The following is a 16914-nucleotide window of genomic DNA, read 5'->3' as shown; positions in this document are numbered from 1 at the left end:
ACCGACGAGCTTCTGAAGAGAGGTCCCGAAGCGGTTGCTTTAACAATTGAACGGCAGCTTTGGGCCGAAAGCACCAATGAAAGATTGGCAATAATAGACGACAACACAGCTATCGGCACCGAATACATTGGTTGCCTTCAGCAGTTATAAGATGTCCCACAATGCTCACTGACGCTGCTATCTGCGCGCTCTATACGCGGCAACCATCGAATTAGATACGTCTTGGGGAAAGCAGATCGGCGCATAGCCCCCTGGCTTAGAATAGGCGCTCCTTTTCCCACAACGCCGTCCTCCACGATCAGTGTTGTACGGACAAGGGCAAGAACTTGGGTAAGCCGCAATCGACTCCGCGATAATCCTTTGAATGATGGCAGACTTAGATAGAGTAGGCGGCGATGTTGAAACCTCCTTAGGCTTCGGCGGTTTCTTGGCGGGGCGATCCTTTGCGGTCTCTACGCCATCGGATAGGTAGCGGCTTGCCATCCACCCCTCTCGTTGTGTGAGCTCATCGCGAACTCGCGACCATTCTGCTTGTTTTTCCAATTGCTGAACTCGCCGGCCACGGTCGAACCGGTCGATTATCGGGTATTTGGTTGATGGCCCTTCGCGAAAGGCAACTCGGTTCCCACTCACTGTTCGCATTGTAGCCGCGACGAACTTGCTCGGTTGTTGACCGTTGGTCGACAGTTGTGACGGCTTGGATTTCGGAGGCGTTGACTTATCCGAGGTAGGTTTCGTTCTCTGGCTGGTGACCTCGGATTGAAGTGACGGAGAAGGAACCTCACGGCTCGGCTCGTCCGTGAGTCGCGCCCACGCAAATAGGATTAGCCCACCAACAATGAGGTATCGTTTTCTCATCTCACGCCCCCTCTAGGAATGTGTCCTAGATAATGGCGTTCCGCAATCAATAGCTGTGATGGATCAGGATTCGCGCTTCAACGTCTGGGCTGCTATCATATGCACAGTTTTTCAAGGAGGCGCAGATGGTAAGTGGTTGGGACAGAAATCCAGGGCCGCACAACGATTATGCAAGTCCGCCACAAACAATAGGGCAGGTGGTCAAACTCGCTACGATAGCCTTCATATTCTATGGGGTGATCGTGGGTTTGGTGTTCTGGTCCTGAATGTCCGTCGCTGCAAAATCTTGGAGGCAGAAAGACTGGTTTCAAAGCGAGACCGAACCCGAGTTCGCAAGGATATGGCCCTTGGGCAAACTACTAATGATGTATCTCCAGCAGCGGAAGAACACTCGTCGTAAACATCAATTTCTAATTTGGTGGAATTGACCAGTACGGCTTTCCGTCCGCAATCATTTGCTCCAGATCGCGCTGACTTGCAGTCTTCCGTTCAAGTATCAGGACGCTGACATCCGTAATTACTTTTGGAACATCAAAGCCATGAGCATGATTTATTAGTCCTGCAGAGGCAACCTTGCTCACATCAACCGTCTCAATATCATCAACAACCCTTAAGTGCTTTCCACCTCGACCGATCGGCGTTTCACCATTTATGCTTTCTGACAACCATAATGCCCGGTCGTGCTGGTTGGCATACAGGGTACGAAGCTGTATCGCATCGCCATTGTCTGCCAGAAATTGCTGAAACAAAGAGGGTGGAAAATCAGGTGCCACAAACACTAAATTGCTGACTTTTTTATTCTCCAATCGCACTTTCTCCAGAAGTTGAGCCGCCATCTTGCTTCCCATGCTGTGGGCAATGATTGTCACATCATCCAGGAGGTCAGCCCTCTTCAAGGAATCTACAAATTGGGAAATGTATTTTTCGCTGAAGGAAACACTGTTCAGATCAAATACGTACCCCCCACTCGTGCCTTTCGATGGCCAGGACCAGACTAATATGGGGTCGGTGATTCCAAAATCTCTCTTGATGCCGATCCCGCGACGCACTGCATCATCAAAAGTGTTCGAGTAGCCGTGGAAAAATATCGTTGGATGCTTATTAGGCTCAATTGAGGTGCGCAATAAATCGGCGCACCCATCAGTTCCTGACCAGATTTGATCGTCCTTCAAGGAGATGGGCCCGTCGAACGGTTTTCCGATTTTACGCGCATGATTGGGTTTGAAGGAGATAACTCCACAGGTCAGCTGGTTACCGCTAGTTTTTGCTATCCCAAACCGATCTACCAAATTCGCGGTCTTCTCGTCGTTTCGGTTTGTGGCAAAGAGAACCAGGGGTTCCACATCCCCGCGTCGCTCTAACGTGCTTTCGCGCTCTCGCTGAAGCCGTATCTCCTCACGCACGGAATCTAGTGTTTCTAAAGAAACCTTCTTCGCGTCGATGTTCCCTTTGGACAGCCAGTTTTGTTCCGATACGGACCGCAGCGCTCCCCAGCCGGAATCGCTGATTGAGGTATATTTGATGCCGAGTTCTAGTGTTTTCTGCTCACGTTGCGCCTCTTCAATGAGGAGTACTTCGCGGGCGGCCTCATTGGCAAATTTTGCGGCGCTTGCAATGTCGTTCCGGCCAGCCTGCGATAGCCCTATCCACCATTGTTCAGAGGCAACCAGATAACCCTGCTCGTGAGAAACATTGTTCACCAGCGTTGCATTCGTTCGGGAGTCAAAAAAGCCAAGCGTTTCCCATTGCTCTGATGAAAACCCGCCGGCAACATCTGCAACACCAGCCTCTAGCGCAACATAGAGTTCCGCAGAGGGCAACTGGACGGGAGTAGCTCCAAGACCCCTCATCACTTCGGCCGTTGCCCCTTGCAACTGGGCTACTTTTTTTCCTTCTAGGTCGCTGGGCGTAGATATGCTCGCATTTGCCCAAAGTGTTTCCGGCGGCCTGCTCCAGAATGATATGAGTTCCAAACCGTACGCGCTAAGTTCATTTGCCACCAGATCGCCAATGACAGAGTCCTGGATAGCGAAGTTCTGAACCACATCATCTACAAAGCCAGGTTGCTGAGTAACCGCGCTAAACGTGAAATCATCTGCGTTGTCGCCTTGAAGCAGCGCTTCTGCCGACATAAACGCCATTGATACCGTGTCCGTTGATTTCAGGAAGTCTGGAATGTCAGCAATTCGGCGAACCAGTGTGTCACTGGGCAACGATTTAAGCGTTATACCTGCTTCATCAAGTTTTTGCTCGAATGCCTCGATGAAAGTCTGGGTTGCCTTGTCAGGGAAACTCGGAGTTAAAACAACAATCACAGCTGGGGTTTCGGGTTCTTGTGACCATGAAGCCTCATAGCCCACGAGGCTGACAAGAATTGTCAGCAAGAATCTGCAGCATATCTTCACAGGAACCTCCGCCCACAGAACGTCAACAATGGGATGATTATGCCGTGAATAGGGTAACTCGTTTTCGTCTCTAAGTCGAGTAATTGGCTTTTACCAACACGACGCTTGAACGTTTCTATCGGATAAGGCACCTCAACCCTGATCCCGGCACATCCCAACCTTCAAGGAGTTCCGCTGCTCTCTCGTCGCTGCCAGGGTGGCTGAGAGAGGGCTGCTCCGTCAGGAGTGGCAGGTAGCTGAGCGTGGCTTCACGGGTGAAGCCCATAAGGCGCATGGTAGCCCCTGCAAATCGATCAGCCTCGAATTCTTCGTTGTGGCTCTCGGCAGTTGTCTCTGTGGTGGTTGCCAGATGATTGCAAAGCAGGTGCCCCAGCTCATGTGACATCACCGCTTGAGCGCCTTCGTAGCCCAGCTTTGAACTCAACTGACGATCATACACGATCACCTTATTGCTGTCGCAGATGGTGGCGAGGGCATTCTCATTGATATCACCCATCATTGGAAAGATGTCGCATCCTTGGTCTACAGAAAGACCCCATGCGTCACAGGCATCAAAAAGCATGAAGGCATAGTCCTCGAAGGCTGGTTCGAGAGGGAAAGTGTCCTGGCCATCAACGAGTACGGGCGCTGGTACGCCATCTGTGTCGGGGACTTGGATGCAGGACTCAGCAGATGCTGCAGAAGCCAGGGCCAAGTTCGTTGCAATCGAAATCGCCAACCACCTAAGTCGAAAACTCATTCTTTCGATCTTTCTATCTGTTGTGTGTGGACTGGTTCCATGACGCATGTCAGTCGTTTGTGAGGCAACCTAAGGGCGTTGATTCTGAAGCGATATCAACTGAAAACATCGGCAATGGTCTTAAGATTCTATAGGGTCACATCAGCGGAAGGAAATTAGCATTGCGACAAGGAAATCAATTGAGGCTGCTAACTCTAGCAGCGCTGCTTCTGGCAGCGTGCTCAGTGAAAGTCTCAGCCGATCAATTACATGTGGTTGATGGCGACACCCTTGATGTTGCAGGCGTGAGATATCGGCTCCATGGGATCGATGCCCCGGAAGCAGGTCAAAAATGCAACAACACCAAGGGAGGTGAATGGGCTTGTGGCAAGGCTGCGATCTCTGCGTTGGAGAAACTGGTTCTCGGTCGCCGGTTGCATTGTGACAACCGAGGTGTCGACGACTATGATCGCATAATTGCTGTCTGCTCAGTCGCCGGCCAAGACGTAAACGAGTTGATGGTAGCCAGCGGGTTGGCCTGGGCCTTCCGGAGATACTCAGAGGACTACACCGCAACTGAGGATCAAGCACGCCAAGCAGGGAAGGGCATCTGGCAGGCTCCCACCCAAACTGCTTGGGATTACCGTGCTGAGAAATGGCTGGTCGCGGAGCAGGAAGCACCAGATGGCTGTCCGATCAAAGGCAATATCTCCAAGAATGGGAAAATCTATCATGCGCCCTGGTCGCCCTGGTACGAGAAGACCAAGGTGAGTCTGGACCAGGGGGAACGGTGGTTTTGCAATGAAACTGAGGCCCTGAAAGCAGGGTGGCGAGCGCCTTACTGGGGGACGGGTAGCCAAAAATAGCCCTGGTTCTGCATCGACCGGCCGGCGAAGCGACAGAAACTGGGATCGATCACCAGCGGCAGATTCTGAACGCGTTGCTCAAATCCCGCGGTGGTTCGTGGAGCGATACAGCCAGGGATCAAATGCTGTCGCCATCGGGAGGACGGCTATTATCTTATCTTAGCGGGGACCTCTCTGGAAAAACCATATGGTGTATAGTGCGCATAAGCAGGTAGGAACCACCAACGTGCGTATTACTCCCGAGGCGTCATTCTTTTGCAGAGTGCCTGGTGAGAGCCTCTCTGACATCTGCAACGCTCATTACGTGAGATTTCACAAGGTCTTCCGCAATTGCAAGAAGTGCGTCTTTTCTTGTGTCCAAAATCTCCTTCGCTCTATCGAACTCTGTATCGAGGATTGCACCAACTGCTGCTCGAAGCCTGTAATCATTTGCTCGTAGCTTATGGAGGTCACGCTCATGTACGATATCGATCACCAGTGACCCTCCCATACCGAAACACCCTTCAAGCTTGGTAGCGAGCGCGGTTGCAAGCCCTAAGTCGGATAGGGGGTGTTCCCCCGAGCCCTCAGTGAACTCACCGAAAATCAGGGTTTCTGCCGCAATGCCACCCATGTACATGGCTATTTGGTCGAGAATAAGTGACTTTGTTCTCAGCGACATAGCTGAGAAATTGAAAAGCGTACCACCCAACGAATCCACGCCTTCAGCACAAATCTTGTCGGTGATTCTAACCCCTTGGAACGGCAACCCTAGCTCAATACCAATGATAGCGTGACCAGCCTCGTGAACCGCTGCAACCTTCATATATTGGATGGGCAGATCGATCAGCGCTTTCGCGGCCTCCGATACATGTTCGAACCCAAATCTTTGGTTCCGTCTGCGGGCGGCACGTCGGCCGTCTCTCACGAGTTGCTTCAACCCAGCTCCCGACATGCCCGCCGTCGTGCGCGCAAACATTTCTTCGTGACTTCGCGGAATTAGAAATCCAGCGTGGAACTCAAATATCCGTTGTCGTTCGGTTGCGTCTGGAAGTGGAATTTGGAAATGTCGGTCAAGCCGCCCAGGTCGCAGTAGGGCGGTGTCAATATTCTGCGGATTGTTTGTGGCACCGATGACAACCACTCCAGTCCTTCGTTCAAAGCCGTCAAGTATCTCAAGTAGTGCGTTGATCACCTGTCTCTTGTAATCGCCATGTTGACTGTCGTTTATGGCTCGGCTTCCGATGGCATCGAGTTCGTCAATAAACAGCAGTGCTGTACCTTTTGATTGCGCTTCGCGAAAACATTCTCGCATTGCCTTAAGTAGGTCGTTCAGATAGCCGGTCGCTTGCCATTGAGCTGCCGACGTAGCAACAATCGGAAGGCCACAGCTTCGGGCGAGTGCTTCAGCGAAGAGCGTCTTGCCGGTCCCTGGTGGGCCTGAGATCAACGCACCCGTATCAACATCATCCCATAAGATCGCTCCAGCCTTGAAGTCGATGATATCGCGCGCGAGCTCAAGACCCCAGTCCTTGGCCGGCCCCATTCCACTTAAGTCTGTAAGTGTCGGGCCGGTTGCGATGCAAGCCTCCTTCGACACCAGTGCTCGATCAGATGTTTCGCGCAGTCGACGCAAACCCGCCTTTACTGGCCGCCCCGGCGGAAAAGCATAAAGCAAACGCGCCCAAGCCTCGGACGCTATCATCTCTTCGTCCGATTTCGTCAAGACATGACCATATCGACGGAAGGTTGCAGTAATCTGACGGGTTGTCGGTTTTGGGATCGTGGTGACGACGTCAGCGAACAACCTGACCTCTTCATCAACATCGTCGAGGTTAGCGCACAGCAGAATGCTTTTTCCGTTCTGGGCAGCGCGACGAAGTATCTCAAGTTCAGTCAGCTTATCATTCTTAATTCGTTTGATAGCGCGCACAAATGGCTCGATATATCCCCTTTGGCCTAGAATTTGCCGGAGGAAAAGCTGGCCGGCATGGACGTAAGTATCTATCGCGTCCGGCAGTTCGACGCAGAGGACAGCGAGGTTTGATGTCTCGACAACAGCATGATGTCGCAAAGCAGCTGCTACCCCACAGTATGCCAAATGGAGCGGCACAGTAATGTTTGACTGGTATGCCTTATCGTCCTTATTCCAAAGAGATCGCCCGCCCGTTTTTTGTGACTTATGCATTATCGTGCTCAGCAAGGTCGATCACCAGATTTGGAATGAAAGTCGTGCGCGACGGCTCTCCTGGGTAGCCGAGCGGATTGCAGACCACGCGCGTCTTGCCAATCCAGTAATCGCTAGCTGAATGGATGTGGCCATGCACCCAGAGCAATGGCTGATATTCAAGTATTCGCTTTTCGAACCGGGATGCGAATGATGGTGTCAGGCTATCTCCGAGAAAATGCCGCGGCACTGACATGAGGCTCGGCGCATGATGACTTACAATTACCGTGGGATAGTCGGGTTGCGAACTGTACACATTATCGATTTCGACGGTCGCTTCATAATGCAAACGTTGGCTTTCCTGTGGGGTGAATTTCTTGAATGGGATTTTCGACAGTTTTATGCGTCTGTAGTCGTTCAGCGTTTCTCGTGCTATTGCCATTGATAATCGTGGTTCGTCGTACAGATTAAAATTGGTCCATAGCGTCACTCCAATAAATCGGTAGCCGCCGAGAATTATATGATCTCCGTTCAGCAGGAACAAATTATTGATCTTTTCTGCCAATTTGTATCCGTTGTTCAGGCTTTCCTTAATTGACGAGCGATAGTATTCGTGGTTGCCCGGCACAAATATTACCGGCATGCGCTGCGCTACATTTTCGCGCAGGAAATTGATGCTCTCAGTTATGCCTCCGTCCAAGATGTCTCCGGCACACAGGCAGACATCGGCGTCAGGCACTTCCATTAGAGAAAAACTGCGGTCTATTTCCAAGTGAAGGTCTGAGAAAATCCAGGCTTTCATAGAGGCCTCCAGCAGCGTTCATCCCAGAAATCCGGCTCAGCCCTTTCTCCTAGCTCATACCAGCGAGAGAAGGTTCGAGCCGCATGGTTTTCTGGGTCCAGATAAAAGAGTTCACTTGTAAAAATTGGTTCTTCATCGGGTAGTATTGGGTGCGAGGTCGGAATTCCAACGAGACAAGGGACTGCTCGTCTAGCTAAGGCCCAGTTGTCAATTCGAGTAATGGGTCTACCCGCGGGGATTTCTGCTGCACCCAACTGTTCAGACAGCACCCTCAGATGATCGGACAGTTGAAATCTGGTCATTCCAAACCAACTGGTTGATGAATAATCACTCATGAACATTCTCCGCTATTGAACTGGCAGGCTGCGAATTACTTGCCGCGCCTCGTTTGGAAGGTATGCGCGCTCGATTCGGGAACCGCCAGCTTGCCTTGGCTCTAATGACGCCATTAATGACGTCACTGATGCATAAATCATGATTCTATGACGCAATAAAAGACCTCATCGCGAGATATTTGACTTTTAGATTGGAAACCGGCCTTAGGGTGTCATGACGACACTTTTATCTGCCGACGCACTCAGAGTGGCACGAGCACTTGCTGGTCTCAGCCAACGGGATGCTGCGGCAAAAGCGGAAGTGACCCAGAAGGCGGTCTGGATTGCCGAAAACACAGATCAGTTCGGGAAATCGACAAACATTAAACTCCGAGCGCTTTACGAAGCCTTGGGTATTGAATTTCTTGGTACGATCGATTTGTCGACGGGAATTTCGGCGGGGATTGGCGCTCGCTGGAGAATGCCTCCACAATTGCCCGTCCAGCACACTGCAGCATCAAACTTCCACTCAGAACGCGTAGGCATAGCGTTTGGCGCTGCTAGGGCTCTCCTTAACAAGAACCAAGCGTATGTTGCCCAGCGCGCAAGCCTTGGTCAGCGGAAGATTGGTCAGCTTGAGTCCGGGACATCAGTCGAGCAATCATCTCTAGCTCGCCTGCGTGCGTTTTATGAACAAGAGAATATTGAGTTTCTTGGATGGGGCGATGTGACTTCAGACCTGTTCTATGGAGTTGGCGTCAGGTGGAAACAACCGCCGCCAACCGAAAATTTGGGATGAGCAAAATGGTTACTTCAATCAATTGGGAAACAAGGGCATCAGGTTGAAAAAGCTCTTCGACCCTTCAGTAGCGCGTGCCGCGAGGGCCTATACCGGTCTCGGTCACGTTTCGCTCGCCCAAAAGGCCAATGTGGCATCAAGGACAGTTTACAAGCTTGAAAGGGATGGCCGAGTTACGAAGGAGTCCTTAGAGAGAATCTTGGACGTCCTGCACAGCTACGGCGTCTCAATCATCCGAGATGACGTCGTAGGTCATGTATGTGGGCTGAGGTTTGATATCGACAACGACGCCGAGGTTGATGACGAATAAGAAGCATCCAGTTGCCGGTTTCGTGGCTTCTGTTCTCCCCTGTTTCAGGATTGCCTAGTAGGCTGCTGTCATCCAAGGAGATACGTAGATGTGTAACTTGTACAACCTCACAATAGGACCGCAGGCCATTTCGGAGTTCACCAAAGCGGTGAAGAACGCCGCTGGCAACCTTGAGCCAGGTAAGATTTATCCAGATTACTCTGCGCCGATTGTTCGAACTGGGGATGGAAGCAATCGGGAACTTGTGAGAGCCAGGTGGGGTATGCCGACGCCGCCGAAATTTCTTGAGGGCAAGAAGGTCGACAAAGGTGTTACAAATGTGCGGAATGCCTCATCACCACACTGGCGACGCTGGCTTGGCATCGAGAGCCGTTGCGTGGTGCCGGCAAGCGAATTTGCTGAACCTGATCCAGCCAGTAAGAAAGATGGGGAGCGCACCCCTAATGCGTGGTTTGCCTTAAGCGAAGAACGACCGTTGTTTTTCTTTGCGGGCATCTGGACCCGTTGGACAAGCGTTCGCAAGCTCAAGGAAGGCGAGATCGAAACCGACCTATTTGCGTTCCTAACCACAGAACCCAACGCCATTGTCGAACCTATTCACAAGAAGGCGATGCCTGTGATTCTGACCACACCTGAGGAAATTGATGCCTGGCTCAATGCTCCATGGAAAGATGCAAAGGTGCTCCAGCGACCGTTAATGGATGACAAGCTCGTGATAGTAGATGTCGCGTGAGCTTTCACCGTCGTTTCACATCCTTTTCTCTTTTGACCTCCTCGCCCAACGGGTGATTTCCCCATTCCGAAACAGTTCGCACTCCCAGAAGCCGTCTTATGATCAGGTGGCCATAGTCTCCCGTGGACGGTGTCTTGACGCAAACATCGATGTAGTCGGCAGTGCCGCAACGTGAGCAACCAAAAGGCGGCACATCCACTGGGCGGGAGGGATTCAAGACCTCAACCAGGTCGGTCGCCAGATAGTTTGTCAGCCGTCGACACAGATTACAGCGCACCGATATGATCTGTCCATCTTCGGCAGCATCTTGAAGCGTGCGAAACGGCTTGGCAGGGTGCCGGTTGTGTCTGCGGTAATCCTCTGGCATGCTTCGACCATAGGAACATTTCATGAACACGCAAGTGCATAACGAAGGCGGCTGTCGAACGGTACCGCGAGGCCCGCGGGCAGGAATTTGGCGCAAAGGGCAGAATGGTGACCCTTCGCTGCCTTTCCGAAGCGCGCTATGATCCAGCGAGAGGTTCTCTCTTGACTATGTTCACTTCTCAATGAAGGGGCGACCTGTGCCCCTTTCCTATTGCACTTGAAGTGAAAGGTTAGCTTGAGGCAGGGCAGGGGCGGCACTCTCTAACTGTTCTACGATCGAGTCCACAGTTCGTATGAGTGAATTCCGGCGCGTCTCTATCCATTCTTGCTGCCACTGGACTCGGAAATATGGGGAGTACGCAATCACTTTGAACCGACCTGATGGGATACGCTGCCATTCGGTCCATGTAATCCCATTGACTGACCTCACATCTGAAGCCCGGGCAAACTCACCGTAGCCGACATAACGCATCATAACCTCTTCATTGATCTCCATGATGGCGAGCCCGATTGGCACATCTGAAACCATAGCCACAGTCGGAGCTCTAGGAACCCAGAGCTTCATGGGAATTCTTTCGGTATGGAGTATCGGCTTATCCAGGTTGTTCAAGCTAGGACGGATGAAAGTACTGCCGCCGGTGGTTTGCACCTGATGTCCTCTGTTTTCGAAGGAGTTGAACAACGCATTGGCAAGAGAAAGGATGCTTTCCAAGGTTTCTTTCGAACAAGTAAGGTCGGCCGCGTCATTAGAGCGGGGCACCAGATGAGTTACATCAGAACCATGTTTCGCTGCCCGAAAGATATCCTCTGCTCGACGCACCAGCCAATGCTTTCCGAGGCCAACTTCATCCGACGAAATTATTTGGCGCACTTGACGATAGAATGGCTTAATAGGAAGGGAGCCGACTGATGCTTTTGCCCATGCTCTCGGAAAACCAGCCTTGGCGGGCGGCAGAGGCGGAGGCGGGGATGCCACTCCAGCCGTTTTCTTTTTCCACCACCCACGGGGCGGTTTTGGAACATCGAGTGCTACGCACACCTTCGTAAGGTAGGTTCCTGAGATACCAATTCGAGCGGCGACTGACTCCGCTGGTGCACTCCAAACAAGCTCATATAATTCTTCTCGGGTAATCATCTGACCGTCCTTCAGAAGCTGTCCGGGTCGTGTTCCCATTCGGCAATAGTGCAGTCGCCCTGTTCAACCCGCTCTAGTAATTCCGACCAAGTGTTAAAGGCACGGCGGATTTCGGCACGGTAGGTATGCAGATTGTACACTCGGGTGATGCCCTGCTTTCCATGCCCAATTGCCGCTTCCGCAACTTCCTGCCGACCGGTAATGGGTTCGAGGTGGGTTCGCACAGTCCGCCGCACATCGTGCCAGACCCACGGCTCGTAATCGATGCCAAACTCCGCAAGGAGCTCGCTCATTAAGCGATCAAACCGTCCTCTTGCATTATTGGCTTCATCGTTGGTGGTCGCTTCAGACTTGTTGCGCCTTAAGTTGCTGAAATTGCCTATGGGCGTTTGCCCGTTGGTGAAACTGAACACAAAGTCGCCGTGATCGCTTGGCTGTGCCATCTTGATTGTCAAGAGCCTTTCCACCATTCGGTCAGAGAGGGGAACCTTGTGGGATACCTTGCCCTTCGACGTCCGCCCGGGGGCCGCTGCTTTGCTTCGCGTACCAGGGATGGTCCATAGTTTTCGTTCAAAATTGATCTGAGACCACCGCATTCCTGAAACTGCGCCGATACGTTGTCCAGTCTCAAAAAGTGTACGCAGGCAAGGTCCGTAGGGGTATGGAGTTGCGGTACTCGACATAAGGAAAGCACGAGCCTCCTCGTACTCAAATACCCGATCGCGTGGATCAATCCCGAGGTTTAGGCTGGCCGCTTCCAGGTGAGAAACCGGATTGTGCGTCAGCCCGATCTTATCCCGAATTTTGGAGTTCATAGCCCAACGGAAGAACGTTTTCAGCTTGCTCAAGCAATGATACGCTTGCGACGGCGCGCGCCCTCGCAGTTCTTCAACGAGTGTTTCTACATCTACGTCAGTCACCAACGAGATGGGCTTATTGAGCCAAGGGTTCTTTTCTGGGTTGAGTAGGTTACGTTTGATGAACTTGATGTCGTCCTTGGCCCTCAGGTTCTTTCTTCGATTGGGCAAGTAAGCAATATAATCCTGCATAACCGAGGCGAAGGTACTGCGGAGGCGTAGTTCCTCCTCCTCTCTATGTTTGGCTAGTTCAATTGCTGGATCGATACCGTTTTTTACTTTCAGGTTCCAATCGTGTGCAGCAATCCGGGCGGCCTCTGTTGTTATCTTTGGGAATGTGCCGATTGAGCGTTTGGCTGTGTTGCTGGCCGGGCCGCCAAACCGAGCAACCAATATAAACGATTTTCTCTTTGATCCGACCTTTATCGCCAAATTTTCTATTGAGGCGTCGTAAACTTCATAACGCTCGCTTGAGGCCGGCGCATACGCAAGACCCCTTATCAGTTCGTCTGTGAGGTGTGCCCTATCCATTTTGTTTCCCCTACTCGGTGTTACCGCTACTCAGTTTTGGACAGCAGATTTGGACAGCGGCACCCTGCGGTGGGTGAGCCGATGGCCGTATGGCGTTGATAGGAATTGGAATGCAAACAAGCGAGAAAGTCAAACCAAAAATGAAAATTTCACAATAATATCAATGGGTTGAGAAACTATTTGAAACAGCTTGAAACTTGCTACATCGCAATGCTACATAAAGCTGTGCGGCGGAGGACGAAACTCCAAAACCGTAGGTCGCAGGTTCGAGTCCTGCTGCCCCTGCCAGCCCGGCGAGCCGGATTTGAAGAGCAATCTTCGGGCCAGTTTGCCGGCTCCGGACGAAAAAAGCCCGATCCCCTCTTGTGATTTGAAGAATCGGGCTTTATGTAGACATTAACAGACACGCGGTGCGTGGAGCTGGGAGACCGGCTTTACGCGCCGTAAAAGCGTGGACAGACAATGGCATCCAAAACAAATCCGTTTACATTCCTCCAGCAGGTTCGAGCCGAAACTGCGAAAGTGAAATGGCCTTCGCGCCGCGAAACCTCGATCTCGACGATCATGGTTCTCGTCATGGTGCTGCTTGCGTCCATTTTCTTTTTTGCGGCCGACCAGGCTTTGGGGTGGGCGATCGGGCTCATTCTGAACGTTGGCGCTTGAGGCAGGGGAAAACATGACTGCACGCTGGTATATTGTCCACGCCTACTCGAACTTCGAGAAGAAGGTTGCGGATTCGATCGAAGAGCAGGCTCGCCAGAAAGGCTTGAGCCATCTGTTTGAAAAGATTCTCGTGCCGGTCGAGAAGGTCGTGGAAGTGCGTCGCGGTCGCAAGGTCGACGCTGAGCGCAAGTTCTTTCCCGGCTATGTCATGGTGCGCGCCGACCTCACCGACGAGGCCTTTCACCTGATCAAGAACACGCCGAAGGTCACCGGGTTCCTTGGCAGCGATTCCAAGCCTGTTCCGATTCCGGATTCCGAGGCCGAGCGCATCCTGACCCAGGTTCAGGAAGGCGTTGAGCGGCCAAAGCCATCGATCGCTTTCGAGATCGGCGAGCAGGTGCGTGTTTCCGACGGTCCGTTTGCATCGTTCAACGGAACCGTTCAGGAAGTCGACGAGGAGCGCTCGCGTCTCAAGGTCGAAGTGTCCATTTTCGGTCGGGCCACCCCGGTCGAGCTCGAATACGGTCAGGTCGAGAAGGTCTGACGCCAGCTTGCCCGCACGCGTTTTCGTGTAGAGAACGCGCACGGGCTTTTGCGTTGCCGGAGTTCCCGGTGACGCATCCGCGTGGGAGGTGAGGTTGCTTTAGCCGGCATCCGGACCGAACCACGCAACCGCAGCCGCCGGTGTTCCGGCACAAGGCGATGTGTCATGCATCGCCGTAACGAGAGGCAGAGAGAAAATGGCTAAGAAAGTTGCAGGCCAACTCAAGCTGCAGGTTCCGGCCGGTTCGGCGACTCCGTCGCCCCCGATTGGTCCGGCACTTGGTCAGCGCGGCATCAACATTATGGAATTCTGCAAGGGATTCAATGCCGCCACCCAGGAAATGGAAAAGGGTATGCCGATTCCGGTCGTCATCACCTACTACCAGGACAAGTCCTTCAATTTCGTGATGAAGAAGCCCCCGGTGAGCTACTTCCTCAAGAAGGAAGCCAAGCTCAAGTCCGGCTCCAAGACCCCGGGCAAGGAGATTGCAGGCTCGATCACGCGCGACCAGGTCCGCACGATCGCCGAAGCAAAGATGAAGGATCTTAACGCCGCCGACATCGAAGGCGCGATGGCAATGGTCGAGGGCTCCGCCCGCTCCATGGGCCTGGAAGTGACGGGATAAGACCATGGCCAAGATTGCAAAGCGCATGCAGAAGGTCAACGAAGGCGTTGACCGCAACAAGCTCTACCCGCTGGGTGATGCCGTGTCCCTGATCAAGGAACGCGCAATTGCCAAGTTCGACGAGACCATCGAAGTCTCGATGAACCTGGGCGTCGACCCGCGTCACGCCGACCAGATGGTTCGCGGTGTGGTCAACCTGCCGAACGGCACCGGACGGACCGTCCGCGTTGCCGTCTTCGCCCGCGGTGACAAGGCTGACGAAGCCCGTGCTGCCGGTGCAGACGTGGTCGGTGCGGAAGATCTGGTCGAAACCGTACAGGCCGGCAACATCGATTTCGATCGTTGCATTGCCACGCCGGACATGATGCCGCTCGTCGGTCGTCTCGGCAAGGTTCTCGGCCCGCGCGGCATGATGCCGAACCCGAAGGTCGGCACCGTGACCATGGATGTCACCGGCGCAGTCAACGCCTCCAAGGGTGGCGCTGTCGAGTTCCGCGTCGAAAAGGCTGGTATCGTCCATGCCGGTATCGGCAAGGCTTCCTTCGGCTCCGCGCAGATCGAAGAGAACATCCGCGCTTTCGCCGATGCCGTCGTCAAGGCCAAGCCTACCGGCGCCAAGGGCAACTACGTCAAGCGCGTGGCGATTTCGTCGACCATGGGCCCTGGCGTCAAGATTGATCCGTCGTCGCTCAGCGTCGCCTGATCTGAAATATTAGGAAAACCGGATACATATCCGGTTTTCTTCAGTTTTCGGCCTTCGGGCCGGAAAGGTCCGGAAGCAATTCCGGGCTCCCTGTCCGAGATTGCAGGTGGTGTGTCACTTTCGGCATGCCTTAATTTTCCAACCTGCATGAGACGGGTAAGATCCGTTTTCAGGAGTGAATGCTCCTACGGTTCGAACCTCGCTTGCCTTGGGCCGCTGCCGTCAATCGGTACCGGCGTAAGGGGACAGGATCCTCAAGCGTCGCTTGCGGGTTCTTCTGGAATCCCTGGCGGCAAAGGCAAACCCGGCAGGTGGTGCGTGCATCATCTGCCAACTGGAGAAACGCAGTGGATAGAGCGGAAAAACGCGAATTCGTCGCGGAACTGAACGGTGTTTTCACCAACGCCGGTTCGGTTGTCGTGGCCCACTACGCCGGTCTTACGGTTGCGCAAATGAACGACCTTCGGTCGCGCATGCGCACAGCCGGAGGCACCGTCAAGGTCGCGAAGAACCGCCTTGCCAAGATCGCTCTTCAGGGCACGGAGTCAGAAGGGGTCGCAGATCTCTTCGAAGGTCAGACGCTCATCGCATATTGCGATGATCCGGTGACCGCTCCAAAGATCGCCGTCGAGTTCACCAAGGTCAGCGACAAGCTGGTCATCCTTGGTGGCGCGATGGGGGCGACAGTACTCGACGCAGATGGGGTCAAGGCGCTTGCCACGATGCCGTCGATCGACGAGCTCCGCGCAAAGATTGTTGGCATGATTCAGACGCCAGCAACGCGCATCGCCCAGATCGTCAACGCACCGGCTGGTGCGGTGGCGCGCGTCATCGGCGCGTATGCCCGGAAGGACGAAGCCGCATAAGGCGGAACTTCGCTGTTAATAGTTCAAAACCGGTTCGAACCGAATACAAGGAAGTAAGAAAATGGCTGATCTCGCCAAAATCGTGGAAGACCTTTCCAACCTGACCGTCCTGGAAGCCGCTGAGCTGTCCAAGATGCTTGAAGAAAAGTGGGGCGTTTCCGCCGCTGCACCGGTGGCCGTTGCTGCTGCTGGTGGCGCTGCTGCTCCTGCTGAAGCCGCTGAAGAGAAGACTGAATTCGACGTGATCCTCGCCGAAGCCGGCGCCAACAAGATCAACGTCATCAAGGAAGTCCGCGCTATCACCGGTCTCGGCCTCAAGGAAGCCAAGGATCTGGTCGAAGCTGCTCCGAAGGCTGTCAAGGAAGGCATCTCCAAGGGCGAAGCTGACGACATCAAGAAGAAGCTTGAAGACGCCGGCGCAAAGGTCGACGTCAAGTAAGACCGATACTGTGTCCGGGAGCGGGATTTGCCCGTTCCCGGACACATTTGTTGACGAACGGATTACCCAAAAGCCTGAAAACGGCTTTTGGGTAATGGGTTCTTCAAAAGGATGGTTTCTAACCAGGCTGCAAGGCACTCCGGCCGCGCCGTTCTGGGAAATGAAACGAGATTGAACGAATTCATTTATATGACGGAGTCGCTTGGCCAGCGGCGTTCGTCTGTTGCAGGCCCG

The 16914-nt window shown here is 53.3% G+C and carries 16 protein-coding genes; 9 read left to right on the top strand and 7 right to left on the bottom strand.

Annotated elements, in window-relative coordinates; translation table 11 throughout:
• Positions 1 to 177: 177 nt before the first annotated feature.
• From SPHINGO391_RS12145 to SPHINGO391_RS12135, 3 genes are all read right to left on the bottom strand, one after another.
• Positions 178 to 642: an SH3 domain-containing protein gene (locus SPHINGO391_RS12145; protein WP_244615409.1), complete on the bottom strand. Its 465-nt coding sequence runs from the start codon at positions 640 to 642 to the stop codon at positions 178 to 180.
• A 626-nt stretch (positions 643 to 1268) separates the two neighbouring features.
• Positions 1269 to 3242 (bottom strand): TRAP transporter substrate-binding protein DctP, encoded by a 1974-nt coding sequence (dctP, locus tag SPHINGO391_RS12140; protein WP_152009074.1) that lies wholly within the window; start codon positions 3240 to 3242, stop codon positions 1269 to 1271.
• 136 nt (positions 3243 to 3378) lie between these two features.
• Positions 3379 to 4002: a M48 family metalloprotease gene (locus tag SPHINGO391_RS12135; protein WP_193217270.1), complete on the bottom strand. Its 624-nt coding sequence runs from the start codon at positions 4000 to 4002 to the stop codon at positions 3379 to 3381.
• A 203-nt stretch (positions 4003 to 4205) separates the two neighbouring features.
• On the opposite strand from SPHINGO391_RS12135, the gene SPHINGO391_RS12130 reads away from it, so the two are divergent.
• The gene (locus SPHINGO391_RS12130; RefSeq protein WP_244615408.1) at positions 4206 to 4847 is read left to right on the top strand and encodes a thermonuclease family protein; all 642 of its coding nucleotides are present in this window, start codon (positions 4206 to 4208) and stop codon (positions 4845 to 4847) included.
• 247 nt (positions 4848 to 5094) lie between these two features.
• Here the strand turns inward: SPHINGO391_RS12130 and SPHINGO391_RS12125 are convergent, their stop codons facing one another.
• A complete protein-coding gene (locus tag SPHINGO391_RS12125; RefSeq protein WP_152009072.1) occupies positions 5095 to 7014 on the bottom strand; it encodes an AAA family ATPase in 1920 nt (639 codons plus the stop codon).
• Positions 7007 to 7795, bottom strand: coding sequence for a metallophosphoesterase (locus tag SPHINGO391_RS12120; RefSeq protein WP_152009071.1), 789 nt, complete (start codon positions 7793 to 7795; stop codon positions 7007 to 7009). The genes SPHINGO391_RS12125 and SPHINGO391_RS12120 overlap by 8 nt, the downstream gene beginning before the upstream one ends.
• Before the next feature lie 549 nt (positions 7796 to 8344).
• Here SPHINGO391_RS12120 and SPHINGO391_RS12115 point away from each other — a divergent pair.
• Together SPHINGO391_RS12115 and SPHINGO391_RS12110 are read left to right on the top strand one after the other, a co-directional pair.
• Positions 8345 to 8908 carry an XRE family transcriptional regulator gene (locus tag SPHINGO391_RS12115; protein ID WP_152009070.1) on the top strand — a complete coding sequence of 188 codons (564 nt, stop codon included), beginning with the start codon at positions 8345 to 8347 and terminating at the stop codon, positions 8906 to 8908.
• Between the two features lie 398 nt (positions 8909 to 9306).
• Positions 9307 to 9951, top strand: a complete 645-nt coding sequence (locus SPHINGO391_RS12110) for an SOS response-associated peptidase (protein WP_152009069.1) — start codon at positions 9307 to 9309, stop codon at positions 9949 to 9951.
• A gap of 574 nt (positions 9952 to 10525) precedes the next feature.
• Here the strand turns inward: SPHINGO391_RS12110 and SPHINGO391_RS12105 are convergent.
• Positions 10526 to 11452 (bottom strand): hypothetical protein, encoded by a 927-nt coding sequence (locus SPHINGO391_RS12105; protein WP_152009068.1) that lies wholly within the window; start codon positions 11450 to 11452, stop codon positions 10526 to 10528.
• A gap of 11 nt (positions 11453 to 11463) precedes the next feature.
• A complete protein-coding gene (locus tag SPHINGO391_RS12100) occupies positions 11464 to 12840 on the bottom strand; it encodes a tyrosine-type recombinase/integrase (RefSeq protein WP_152009067.1) in 1377 nt (458 codons plus the stop codon).
• A 462-nt stretch (positions 12841 to 13302) separates the two neighbouring features.
• On the opposite strand from SPHINGO391_RS12100, the gene secE reads away from it, so the two are divergent.
• The 6 genes from secE to rplL all read left to right on the top strand — a co-directional run bounded on the left by secE (position 13303) and on the right by rplL (position 16680).
• Positions 13303 to 13503 (top strand): preprotein translocase subunit SecE, encoded by a 201-nt coding sequence (secE, locus tag SPHINGO391_RS12095; RefSeq protein WP_152009066.1) that lies wholly within the window; start codon positions 13303 to 13305, stop codon positions 13501 to 13503.
• Between the two features lie 13 nt (positions 13504 to 13516).
• Complete coding sequence (nusG, locus tag SPHINGO391_RS12090) at positions 13517 to 14047, top strand: transcription termination/antitermination protein NusG (RefSeq protein WP_007197093.1); 531 nt, start codon at positions 13517 to 13519, stop codon at positions 14045 to 14047.
• 196 nt (positions 14048 to 14243) lie between these two features.
• Positions 14244 to 14672 carry a 50S ribosomal protein L11 gene (gene rplK, locus SPHINGO391_RS12085; RefSeq protein ID WP_152009065.1) on the top strand — a complete coding sequence of 143 codons (429 nt, stop codon included), beginning with the start codon at positions 14244 to 14246 and terminating at the stop codon, positions 14670 to 14672.
• Positions 14673 to 14676: 4 nt separating this feature from the next.
• Positions 14677 to 15375, top strand: coding sequence for a 50S ribosomal protein L1 (gene rplA / locus SPHINGO391_RS12080; protein ID WP_152009064.1), 699 nt, complete (start codon positions 14677 to 14679; stop codon positions 15373 to 15375).
• A 347-nt stretch (positions 15376 to 15722) separates the two neighbouring features.
• Complete coding sequence (gene rplJ / locus SPHINGO391_RS12075) at positions 15723 to 16241, top strand: 50S ribosomal protein L10 (protein ID WP_152011534.1); 519 nt, start codon at positions 15723 to 15725, stop codon at positions 16239 to 16241.
• A gap of 61 nt (positions 16242 to 16302) precedes the next feature.
• Positions 16303 to 16680, top strand: coding sequence for a 50S ribosomal protein L7/L12 (gene rplL, locus SPHINGO391_RS12070; protein ID WP_152009063.1), 378 nt, complete (start codon positions 16303 to 16305; stop codon positions 16678 to 16680).
• The last annotated feature ends 234 nt before the right edge of the window (positions 16681 to 16914 follow it).

It is taken from the genome of Hoeflea sp. EC-HK425 (genome assembly GCF_902498795.1).
Taxonomy (GTDB): Bacteria; Pseudomonadota; Alphaproteobacteria; order Rhizobiales; family Rhizobiaceae; genus Hoeflea; species Hoeflea alexandrii.
This window is presented reverse-complemented; position numbering and strand designations above follow the sequence as displayed.

Coding starts and splice junctions, on each gene's coding strand:
- SPHINGO391_RS12110 (WP_152009069.1), top strand. CDS start 9,307: ATGTGTAACTTGTACAACCTCACAATAGGACCGCAGGCCATTTCGGAG.
- SPHINGO391_RS12120 (WP_152009071.1), bottom strand. CDS start 7,795: ATGAAAGCCTGGATTTTCTCAGACCTTCACTTGGAAATAGACCGCAGT.
- rplK (WP_152009065.1), top strand. CDS start 14,244: ATGGCTAAGAAAGTTGCAGGCCAACTCAAGCTGCAGGTTCCGGCCGGT.
- SPHINGO391_RS12145 (WP_244615409.1), bottom strand. CDS start 642: ATGCGAACAGTGAGTGGGAACCGAGTTGCCTTTCGCGAAGGGCCATCA.
- nusG (WP_007197093.1), top strand. CDS start 13,517: ATGACTGCACGCTGGTATATTGTCCACGCCTACTCGAACTTCGAGAAG.
- SPHINGO391_RS12100 (WP_152009067.1), bottom strand. CDS start 12,840: ATGGATAGGGCACACCTCACAGACGAACTGATAAGGGGTCTTGCGTAT.
- SPHINGO391_RS12125 (WP_152009072.1), bottom strand. CDS start 7,014: ATGCATAAGTCACAAAAAACGGGCGGGCGATCTCTTTGGAATAAGGAC.
- SPHINGO391_RS12105 (WP_152009068.1), bottom strand. CDS start 11,452: ATGATTACCCGAGAAGAATTATATGAGCTTGTTTGGAGTGCACCAGCG.
- rplA (WP_152009064.1), top strand. CDS start 14,677: ATGGCCAAGATTGCAAAGCGCATGCAGAAGGTCAACGAAGGCGTTGAC.
- SPHINGO391_RS12135 (WP_193217270.1), bottom strand. CDS start 4,002: ATGAGTTTTCGACTTAGGTGGTTGGCGATTTCGATTGCAACGAACTTG.
- secE (WP_152009066.1), top strand. CDS start 13,303: ATGGCATCCAAAACAAATCCGTTTACATTCCTCCAGCAGGTTCGAGCC.
- SPHINGO391_RS12115 (WP_152009070.1), top strand. CDS start 8,345: ATGACGACACTTTTATCTGCCGACGCACTCAGAGTGGCACGAGCACTT.
- rplL (WP_152009063.1), top strand. CDS start 16,303: ATGGCTGATCTCGCCAAAATCGTGGAAGACCTTTCCAACCTGACCGTC.